The 7,364-nt window shown below is 64.7% G+C and carries 9 protein-coding genes; all 9 read left to right on the top strand.

Annotated elements, in window-relative coordinates; all coding sequences use genetic code 11:
• On the top strand, positions 1-399 hold a 399-nt coding region (locus tag BGN91_RS07960; RefSeq protein WP_292612069.1), incomplete at its 5' end, for a GyrI-like domain-containing protein.
• A complete protein-coding gene (locus tag BGN91_RS07955; RefSeq protein WP_292612067.1) occupies positions 396-1,115 on the top strand; it encodes an SIMPL domain-containing protein in 720 nt (239 codons plus the stop codon). The genes BGN91_RS07960 and BGN91_RS07955, both read left to right, overlap by 4 nt.
• Before the next feature lie 296 nt (positions 1,116-1,411).
• Positions 1,412-2,953: a signal recognition particle protein gene (gene ffh / locus BGN91_RS07950; RefSeq protein WP_292612065.1), complete on the top strand. Its 1,542-nt coding sequence runs from the start codon at positions 1,412-1,414 to the stop codon at positions 2,951-2,953.
• A gap of 196 nt (positions 2,954-3,149) precedes the next feature.
• Positions 3,150-3,482, top strand: coding sequence for a 30S ribosomal protein S16 (gene rpsP / locus BGN91_RS07945; RefSeq protein ID WP_292612063.1), 333 nt, complete (start codon positions 3,150-3,152; stop codon positions 3,480-3,482).
• 12 nt (positions 3,483-3,494) lie between these two features.
• Entirely contained in the window at positions 3,495-4,016 is a 522-nt protein-coding gene (gene rimM / locus BGN91_RS07940) for a ribosome maturation factor RimM (protein ID WP_292612061.1), read from the top strand.
• A 144-nt stretch (positions 4,017-4,160) separates the two neighbouring features.
• Entirely contained in the window at positions 4,161-4,880 is a 720-nt protein-coding gene (trmD, locus tag BGN91_RS07935) for a tRNA (guanosine(37)-N1)-methyltransferase TrmD (RefSeq protein WP_292612059.1), read from the top strand.
• Positions 4,881-5,099: 219 nt separating this feature from the next.
• The gene (rplS, locus tag BGN91_RS07930) at positions 5,100-5,486 is read left to right on the top strand and encodes a 50S ribosomal protein L19 (RefSeq protein WP_292612057.1); all 387 of its coding nucleotides are present in this window, start codon (positions 5,100-5,102) and stop codon (positions 5,484-5,486) included.
• Between the two features lie 143 nt (positions 5,487-5,629).
• Positions 5,630-5,848 carry a hypothetical protein gene (locus tag BGN91_RS07925; protein WP_292612056.1) on the top strand — a complete coding sequence of 73 codons (219 nt, stop codon included), beginning with the start codon at positions 5,630-5,632 and terminating at the stop codon, positions 5,846-5,848.
• A 79-nt stretch (positions 5,849-5,927) separates the two neighbouring features.
• Complete coding sequence (gene leuC, locus BGN91_RS07920) at positions 5,928-7,334, top strand: 3-isopropylmalate dehydratase large subunit (RefSeq protein ID WP_292612054.1); 1,407 nt, start codon at positions 5,928-5,930, stop codon at positions 7,332-7,334.
• The last annotated feature ends 30 nt before the right edge of the window (positions 7,335-7,364 follow it).

The following is a 7,364-nucleotide window of genomic DNA, read 5'->3' as shown; positions in this document are numbered from 1 at the left end:
GCCACCTGGGACACCGCGTTCGAGACGCTGATCGATTCCTTCAAGTCGCTCGCGGCCGTTCTCGACAAGCAGGGCGTCAAGGCCGCCGGCAACATGATGATCGTCTATACCTCGACCGACGACAACGGCTTCTCGTTCATGGCGGAAGTCCCGGTCGACCAGGAGTTGAAGGACCTGCCCAAGAACATGAGCATGAACAAATCACCGGAGGGCAAGGCGCTGAAATTCGTGCATCGCGGCTCCTACGACAACATGGACAACACCTATGAGGCGATCACCAACCACCTTGACGACAAAAAGCTCGAAGCCAAGGATACCTTCATCGAGGAGTACATGACCGATCCGCTGAAGACCGAAGAAGACAATCTGGTCATCAACGTCTATGTCCCGCTGAAATGAGAGCCGTCATGCAGACCCGGATCCCGCTCACCGTCGTCGCCGCCACCATCGCCGCTTCGATCTCGATGCCCGCGCAAGCGGATATACAATCGCGACCGACAATCTCGGTGACCGGCGAGGCCACGATCTCGGCGCCTCCGGATCTTGCGCGGATCGAAGCAGGCGTCACGACCGACGCCAAGACCGCGCGCGACGCCGCCAGCGCCAACAACGACGCCATGGGCAAGGTGCTGCTGGCGCTGAAAAGCGCAGGTCTTTCCGACAAGGACTATCAGACCTCGCGACTATCGCTGCAGCCGCAATACGCCAATCAGAACCGCCCGGGACCCAACGTCCTCTCCGGCTATCGCGCCAGCAACCAGGTCACGATCAAGCTGCGCGATGTCAGCAAGATCGCCGGCGTGATCGACGCGGTGACCGCGGCCGGGGCCAACGACATCGGCGGCATCAACTTCATGGTCTCCAACGCCTCGAAGCTGCTCGACGACGCCCGCGCCGAGGCGGTCACTGATGCGCGGCGCAAGGCGGAGATCTACGCCAAGGCCGCGGGAGTCACGCTCGGCGCGCCCATCAGCATTTCCGAACACGGCGCGGCGGTGCCGATAATGTATCGCCGCGCTGCGGCGCCGATGGCCGCGGAGACCCCGATCGCCCCCGGCGAGGAAACATTGCGCGTGACGGTCGGCATATCCTGGGAGATCAAGGCAGCGCCGTAGCGGTTTGGCGCGCCAATCGGCTTGACTCCGGCAGGCCGCCGCCTGTAAATCCGCCGGAATTCTCGAAAAGACTCTTCTTTTCGACCCGCCGACCGGCCGCAGGGGCCGGAGGTCAACGCCCGACAGCGCTGTGCGCCCTCGGGCGTAAACGTGTTTTGGGTTTGCGTCTCACAGACCCTCGGTCGTCATGCCCGGACTTGTTCCGGGCATCCACGACTTAAATTGTCTTCAATGGGAACGAGACGTGGGTGGCCGGGACTAGCCCGGCCACGACGAGGAGAAGACAGGAACGGCTCATGTTCGACAATCTGTCGGAAAGGCTCGGCGGCATTCTCGATCGGCTGACGCGGCGCGGCGCGCTGACGGAAGCCGACGTCGACGCCGCCATGCGCGAGGTGCGCCGGGCGCTCCTGGAGGCCGACGTCTCGCTCGACGTGGTGCGCAGCTTCACCGACAAGGTCCGCGAGCAGGCGATCGGCGCCACCGTGGTCAAATCGGTGACGCCCGGCCAGATGGTGGTGAAGATCGTCCATGACGAGCTGATCGCCACGCTCGGCTCAGACGGCCAGACCATCGACCTCAATGCGGTGCCGCCGGTCATCATCATGATGGTCGGCCTGCAAGGCTCGGGCAAGACCACCACGACGGCGAAACTGGCGCGACGGCTGACCGAGCGCGACAAACGCAAGGTGCTGATGGCCTCGCTCGACATCTATCGTCCGGCGGCGATGGAGCAACTCGCGGTGCTCGGCCGCGACCTCGACATCCAGACGCTGCCGATCGTCGCGGGCCAGAAGCCCGAGCAGATCGCGCGGCGCGCGCTGGAGGCCGGCAAGCTCGGCGGCCACGACGTGGTGCTGCTCGACACCGCCGGCCGCACCACGCTCGACGAAGACATGATGTCCGAGGCGGCGAACATCAAAGCCGTCGCCCACCCGCACGAAGTGCTGCTGGTGGCCGATTCGCTGACCGGCCAGGACGCCGTGAATCTGGCGCGTTCCTTCGATGAGCGCGTCGGCCTCACCGGCATCGTGCTGACACGAGTGGACGGCGACGGCCGCGGCGGCGCGGCGCTGTCGATGCGTCAGGTCACCGGCAAGCCGATCAAGCTGATCGGCACCGGCGAAAAGACCGACGCGCTGGAGGACTTCCATCCCTCCCGCATCGCCGGCCGCATCCTCGGCATGGGCGACGTGGTCACCCTGGTCGAAAAGGCCGCCGCCAACATCGACGCCGAGAAAGCCGCGCGCACAACTGAAAAGATGCGCAAGGGCCAGTTCGACCTCAACGACATGCGCGAGCAGTTGCTGCAGATGGCGAACATGGGCGGCGTATCAGGCCTGATGGGCATGATGCCCGGCATCGCCAAGATGAAGAGCCAGATCGCCGCGGCCGGCATCGACGACCGCATCATCAAGCGCCAGGTCGCGGTGATCGATTCGATGACGCGTCAGGAGCGCAAGCATCCCGATATCCTCAAGGCCAGCCGCAAGCGCCGCATCGCCGCCGGCGCGGGCCAGAAGGTCGAGGAGATCAACAAGCTGCTCAAGATGCATCGCAGCATGGCCGACATGATGAAGATGATGGGGACCGGCAAGCGCGGCCCCCTCGCCGGCATCGCGCAGGCCATGGGATTCGGCGGCGGCATGCCGATGCCGACGCCCGAACAGATGAAGGCGCTGGCGGAGAAGATGCCGAAAGGCGCCGACGGCCAGCCGCAACTGCCGAAGGATCTGGCGGCGGGACTGCGCGGCGGCCTGCCCAACCTTCCCGGCCTCACCGGACTCGGCGGCAAGCCGCCGCTGCCCGGCCTCGGCTTTCCCCGGAAGAAGAAATGAGCACGTCCAATCCATCTCCGTCATTCCGGGATGCGCCGAGGCGACGAACGCAGAGCGTTCGCGCCGATAGCGCAGGCCCGGAATCCATACTCCCGGCTGTGGTTATGGATTCCGGGCTCGCTTGCTACGCTCGCGCCCCGGAATGACAAATCAAAATTAGGCCAACACCGAAACGAATAACCCTCAGGAGTACCTTATGCCCGTCGTGATCCGTCTCGCCCGTGCCGGCACCAAGAAACGGCCGGTCTATCATGTCGTCGCCGCCGATTCGCGCTATCCGCGCGACGGCCGTTTCATCGAGCGGCTCGGCTACTTCAATCCGCTGATGCCGAAGGACAATGCCGACCGCCTCAAGCTCGACCTCGACAAGGTCAAGGCCTGGCTCGCCAAGGGCGCGCAGCCGTCCGACCGTGTGGCGCGTTTCCTCGATGCCGCCGGCGTCAAGAAGCGCGCGGCGCGCAACAATCCGGAGAAGGCCGTGCCGCGCAAGGAGCGCAAGGCGCAGGCCGAAGCCGCCGCGAAGTCCTGAGGCTGAAGCGGCATGACGGCGCGCGTCTGCGTGGCCCGGATCGGCGCCGCGCACGGCCTGCGCGGCGAGGTGCGGCTGTGGACGTTCACCGAAGACCCGATGTCGGTGACGCGCTACGGCCCGCTCTCGACAAAGGATGGCGCGCGACAGCTTGAGGTGGCGCACGCGCGCGCCGCCAGGGACCACCTCGTCGCAACGTTCACGGGCGTGACCACGCGCGAGGAGGCCGAGCGACTCAACGGTATTGAGCTTTACGTCGCGCGCGACAGACTGCCCGCGACGGACGAAGGCGAATACTATCACGCCGACCTGATCGGCCTCGCCGCGGTCGATGCGGCCGGCATGCCGCTCGGGACGGTGGCCGCCATCCATAACTTCGGCGCGGGCGATATCATCGAGATCGCCCCGCCGCAGGGCGCGACCCTGATGCTGCCGTTCACCGATGCCGTGGTGCCGGTCGTCGACATCGCCGGCGGGCGCGTGGTGATCGAGATGCCCGGCGAGATCGACGGCGACGAGCCGGATTCCATTTAGTCGGGCATGCCCGGCCTTGTGCCGGGCATCTACGTCTGTCTTTCTCTGTCACAGACGCGGGTGGCCGGGACGTCAGCGCGAAGACGCGCTTCGCGCTTTAGCCCGGTCATGACATTCCTGAGCTGCCGACTTGGTGCCCCATCGATGACCTGGCGCGCGACCGTCCTGACGCTGTTTCCCGAGATGTTCCCCGGCCCTCTCGGCGTCAGCCTCGCCGGAAGGGCGCTGGCTGCCTGCCTTTGGGCACTCGAAGCTCGCGATATCCGCGACTCGGCCACCGACCGACACCGCAGCGTCGACGACACCCCGGCCGGCGGCGGCCCCGGCATGGTGCTGCGCGCCGACGTGCTGGCCAGGGCCATCGACGCGGCGGAGGTCTCGCCGGACCGGCCACGCCTGCTGATGAGTCCGCGAGGTCGGCCATTGACCCAGTCCCGCGTGGCGGAACTCGCCGCGGGGCCGGGACCCCTGGTCGTCTGCGGGCGGTTCGAGGGCGTGGACCAGCGGGTCATCGAGGCCCGTGGGCTCGAGGAGGTGTCGGTCGGGGATTATGTGCTGTCGGGGGGCGAAATTCCCGCGATGGCCCTGATCGACGCCTGTGTCCGGCTTTTGCCGGGCGTGATGGGCAAGGCGGAATCCGGCGCGGACGAGAGTTTTTCGCACGGCCTCCTCGAATACCCCCAATACACCCGTCCGCAGGAGTTCGAGGGCCGCCCGATTCCGGAAGTGCTTCTGTCCGGCGATCACGCCAGGGTCGACGCCTGGCGCCGGGCCGAGGCCGAAGCCCTCACCCGGGCTCGCCGGACCGACCTCTGGGCGGAATGGAGCCGCCAAATTCCGCCAAAAGACAAGACAAGCGGGTGACAAAGCCCCGGCTTTGCTCTATAGGGAGCGCCAATCCGCGCAGCAAGCATTTCCAGGCAAGGTGGGATCCGGTTTGCCGTTGAATGCTGTAACGAATTGAGTTGCGCGTATTCTTTTCGCAAAACCGGTATCCACTTTTGCGAAAATACGCGCCACTGGATAGATGAGTTTCGCGCAGCCCCCTCAAGCGGCCGGGCGCGCCGCCGATGGAGATTTGCAATGAACATCATTCAGCAGCTCGAAAAAGAGCAGTTCGACAAACTGTCGGCGACCAAGACGATTCCCGAGTTCGGCCCCGGCGATACCGTGATCGTCAACGTCAAGGTGGTCGAGGGCGAGCGCACCCGCGTGCAGGCCTATGAAGGCGTCTGCATCGGCCGTTCCGGCGGCGGGCTCAACGAGAGCTTCACGGTCCGCAAGATTTCCTACGGCGAGGGTGTCGAGCGCGTGTTTCCGCTGCTCTCTCCGATGATCGATTCGATCAAGGTGGTGCGCCGCGGCAAGGTTCGCCGCGCCAAGCTTTATTACCTGCGCAACCTGCGCGGCAAATCGGCCCGCATCGTCGAAAAGCAGGACAAGCAAGACAAGCAGGCGGCGACGAACTGAGCGCCGCCGCTCCTCCTGCAAAGTTTTCGAAAGCGCGGCTCCGGTCGCGCTTTTTTATTGCTTCGCCCGCGCCTATCTATCCGGAATGCAAGCTTCGCCGATCGTTAGAGCCTCTCGGCTGATGAAAACAGAAGTAAGGCTCTATGATTTATTTTGACGCGTTTTCTTCACGCGAACCGGTATCCACTTCGCTCGAAAACGCTATAGATTGTGGCGACGGATGCGGCCGTGGTAAAAAGACGAAAATGGTTACGGATCACAGCAGTAGCGACATCGGCCGGTTCATGACGCGCATCGTGATCGACGACCGTAGCCGCTTGCCCGGACGTTTCTTCGGGCGATTCGCGACGTCGGCGGTCTGACGCCGCGCCTTCCTCTCGTCCCTTTTTCTCGCGCGCCCGCCGCGCGGACCGCTCAAAGAATTCCGGAAGGCTCACGTCCATGTCCAAACCGACCACTCTCTATGACAAGATCTGGAACGATCATCTGGTCCACGAAGCCGAGGACGGCACCTGCCTGCTCTATATCGACCGCCACCTCGTTCATGAGGTGACCTCGCCGCAGGCGTTCGAGGGTCTGCGCGCCGCCGGGCGCAAGGTCCACGCGCCGCAGAAAACGCTCGCGGTGGTCGATCACAACGTGCCGACCACCGATCGCACCAAGCCCAATCCCGATCCGGAGAGCGCCGAGCAGATCGCCGCGCTGGCGCAGAATGCCAGGGAATTCGGCATCGAGTATTATAACGAGTTCGACAAGCGCCAGGGCATCGTCCACGTCATCGGCCCCGAGCAGGGTTTCACCCTGCCCGGAACCACCATCGTCTGCGGCGACAGCCACACCTCGACGCATGGCGCGTTCGGCGCGCTCGCGCATGGCATCGGCACCTCGGAGGTCGAGCATGTGCTGGCGACGCAAACGCTGATTCAGAAGAAGGCGAAGAACATGCGCGCCATCGTCGACGGCAAGTTGCCGGACGGCGTCACCGCCAAGGACATCATCCTCGCCATCATTGGAGAAATAGGCACCGCGGGCGGCACCGGTTACGTGCTGGAATACGCCGGCGAGGCAATCCGCGCGCTGAGCATGGAAGGCCGCATGACGGTCTGCAACATGTCGATCGAAGGCGGCGCGCGCGCCGGCCTCGTCGCGCCTGACGAGAAAGCCTACGCATTCCTGAAAGGCCGTCCCAAGGCGCCGAACGGCGCCGATTGGGATGCCGCGATGCGCTACTGGGAAAACTTGCGCAGCGACGACGGCGCGCATTTCGATCACGAGATTCGGCTTGACGCCGCCAGGCTGCCGCCGATCGTGACCTGGGGAACTTCGCCGGAAGACGTCGTCTCGGTCACCGGCAAGGTGCCGAATCCCGCCGACATCGAGGACGAGGCGAAGCGACTGTCCAAGGAACGAGCGCTGCACTATATGGGACTGACGCCCGGCACGAAAATCACCGACATCCGGGTCGACCGTGTGTTCATCGGCTCATGCACCAACGGCCGCATCGAGGATTTGCGCGCGGCGGCGAAGATCGCTGACGGCAGGACGGTGAACGGCAATATCAACGCCATGGTCGTGCCGGGCTCCGGCATCGTCAAGGAACAGGCGGAAGCCGAAGGTCTCGACAAGATTTTCATCAAGGCGGGATTCGAATGGCGCGAGCCGGGCTGCTCGATGTGCCTTGCGATGAATCCCGACAAGCTGAAACCGGAGGAGCGCTGCGCCTCGACCTCGAATCGCAATTTCGAGGGACGGCAGGGTTTCAAGGGCCGCACCCATCTGGTGTCGCCCGCGATGGCGGCGGCGGCCGCGATCGCCGGGCATTTCGTCGACGTGCGCGAGTGGCATTGAGAACGGGCGTGACATGCCACCATTCGCGGT

Source organism: Nitrobacter sp. 62-13, from assembly GCF_001896955.1.
GTDB lineage: Bacteria > Pseudomonadota > Alphaproteobacteria > Rhizobiales > Xanthobacteraceae > Nitrobacter.
Note: the sequence above shows the minus strand (reverse complement) of the source record. Positions and strands in the feature narration are given on the sequence as shown.